2 protein-coding genes are annotated in these 2,635 nt (G+C 57.0%); both read right to left on the bottom strand.

Annotation, left to right across the window (positions count from 1 at the left end; genetic code table 11):
- Positions 1 to 433 precede the first annotated feature (433 nt).
- Positions 434 to 1,636, bottom strand: a complete 1,203-nt coding sequence (locus tag P0D70_RS36355; protein ID WP_408188074.1) for an acyl-CoA dehydrogenase family protein — start codon at positions 1,634 to 1,636, stop codon at positions 434 to 436.
- A 305-nt stretch (positions 1,637 to 1,941) separates the two neighbouring features.
- Positions 1,942 to 2,358 carry a TetR family transcriptional regulator gene (locus tag P0D70_RS36350; RefSeq protein WP_408188073.1) on the bottom strand — a complete coding sequence of 139 codons (417 nt, stop codon included), beginning with the start codon at positions 2,356 to 2,358 and terminating at the stop codon, positions 1,942 to 1,944.
- Between the last annotated feature and the right edge of the window lie 277 nt (positions 2,359 to 2,635).

The raw sequence follows: 2,635 nt of genomic DNA, 5'->3' as shown, positions 1-2,635 counted from the left end.
AGGGACTGTACTAGGCGTTACAGAGTTGGTTTCTTGTGCGCCGCACCTAGACGGCATGGCCGGCGGCAAATACCGAAGTAGCTTGGAATAGTACGGATGGAGGCGAGTACGTCTGTGTTAAGTGACGTGCGCCTCTTCGCTCATTGCATCGACGGGATGTCGGCGCGTGCTGATGATCGTTGTCTCCGAATTTTGTTGTTCCGGCCACATTGCCGAAATAGTCACGGTATATAGAACAAACTATCCAAATAAAGTTGTCAAGAGGTTCGAGTTAAAGTGGCGTTTTTTAGACGGGCAGTACGTAGCTTCTGATTTGTTGCGCTGCAACCAAGCGACAGGCCAGTTGGCAGATACAATGAATTGATTAGAGGAATGTTTGGGACGCGCAGACGCGGTCTGTCGGATGCGTGCAACATCCGACGGACCGGCTGGCTTATAGCGATGGATTCGTAAGTGGCAGGCGCAGGCGGGCGCGACCATGCTCGGTCGCATTGACTTCCCAGTTGATCGCGGTGTGGCGCGACGCTACTGCGATGTCTCGATAGTATCGCGCAATCAGATTGGTCGCATACGCGCCGCGGGCACCTATCAGATCCCAGACCGCCTCGGCGGCTCGCCGTGCGAGCTGGCCGGCGTATGCCGCATTTGAACGGTAGTTTGACCGCTCCATGGACGAATATGCGCTGTCAGCCGCAGCGGACTCCATGATTTCTCTACAGTCTGCGCGGATGAGCATCTCAGCCGCCTGTAGCGAGGCCGATACTTCGCCGACACGCATCTGGTGCGTCGGATAGTTCACTGTCTCCTCGCATGTTCTGAGCGCTTTACGCCCGCGCGACTGCAACAGGAAGTTTTCAAACATGGCTTCGGTCATCCCAATCAGGCACGCAGCGGGGAGAATGCCGCTGATCATATGCAGAGGAGGACGGAAGAGTGCGCTGCGATTGAGAGCTTTACCCGGAAAGTCACCACCCTTCATGTGGCCGATCGACAACGTTAGATGTTGGGGTACGAACAGCTTCTCGATCTTGACATCGTGGCTACCTGATCCGTGGAGGCCGATCGGATTCCAGGTGTCGAGGATTGTCACTGAAGCGGTACGAACGAGGAAATAGCGCTCTTCGTCCGGGGCAGACTCCTGCTCAACCATGCCTGCAAGGATGCACCAGTCGGAAGCCTGTACGCCGCTTACAAAAGGCCAGTGGCCCGAGAGTTCGTAGCCGCCGTCGACCTGCCGGGCCGTGCCGAGGCGAGGTACAAGGATGCCACTGACAAGGTTCGTGGGGTCGCTCCAGACTTCTTTTTGGGCCGCCACTGGCCATCGAGCGATCATGTAATTGTGGAACAGGTACTGGGCCAGACACCATGCCGTAGAAGGGCATCCGCTCGCGATCGGGATCAGTACATCCACGAGGTTTTCGAGCGACCCCTCTGCGCCGCCGAACGATTCGGGCTGAAGCAATCGCGCGACGCCGGTACGTCGCAGATCGAGACTGGTTGCTTCAGGCAGCCGGCGATGGCGCTCCGCTTCCTCTTCCCGTTCCCTCAGGGTTGGAATTAGGTTGCGTGCGGTGGTAATCAGGGTGCGGCTTTGCACTCGCGCGCCCCTGAAATCGTCGGGATAAATGACGGTCAACGATTACACTCCCTGATGATGGCGAAGTAGGACAGGCGACGACGCATTATCCAAACTGGATGTTTGTATCGCCCAATTAATTTACCGCACTTGCATTGCTTTTGCAGAGGGTGAATCGCCTAGAGTTATGCCGAGATCCTGGCTCAGGAGATCGAGCAGCAGGCTACGACAGCGCTCAGGCGGCATCGCCTAGCGATCGGCCACCATCGGTACACAGAGCCCGAAAGCGGCACTGATGAATTTGATGGCGATATCGCCCGGTTTGCGGCTGGGGTGGAAACTCCCTTCGTCAACACCGGACTCGATCAGTCTGACGATGACTTCGGTATAAAGCCGATGAACCTTCTGTACCTCTGCCTGCAGCACGCCGTCAAACGGCATGCTTCCAAAAAAAGGCTTAGCCAGAATCGCCATTCCGGGATACCGGCGGGCGAGGGCTGGCTGACGAAGTCAACGAGTGAAGCCAGGCGGCTCGCAGCGTTGCTGCGCCGACTTTCGAATTTTCCGAGCGCTTTGACAAACTGCAGCGTGGCGTCGCTGATCGCGTCCAGCGTCAGCGCGCGCTTGTTGCTGAAGTAATGGGTAATCACGCCGGACGAAATGCCTGCGACGTCGCTGACCTCCCGGATCGTGAGGTCCCGCCAGTCGTTGATCGACAGAATTTGGATCACCGCGTCCATCACCTGCCGGCGACGGATGGCTTCCATTCCAAGTTTCGGCATTTTTCATCCTCTTCGGAACAGTCATTCTAACTCACCAGGCTTGCTGTGGCGGGGCAATCGCTGCGATGGGGCAGGGTAGACCCCCAATCTGTAGTGCTTGCATTTGTTTTTTATGCAACGTATGTTCTATAAAAACCGAATCAAATGGAGCTCAATTTTGAATACCCAGACCGCAACAAGCAATGAAGAAACGCTCGTCATCGAGCGCGCCGGGACCGCGGACGAACTGATCGAGCGCGCCCGCGCGCTGGCCCCCGCGCTGAAGGAGCGGGCCGAA

The sequence above is a fragment of the Paraburkholderia sp. RL17-381-BIF-C genome (assembly GCF_046026435.1).
GTDB lineage: Bacteria > Pseudomonadota > Gammaproteobacteria > Burkholderiales > Burkholderiaceae > Paraburkholderia.
Note: the sequence above shows the minus strand (reverse complement) of the source record. Positions and strands in the feature narration are given on the sequence as shown.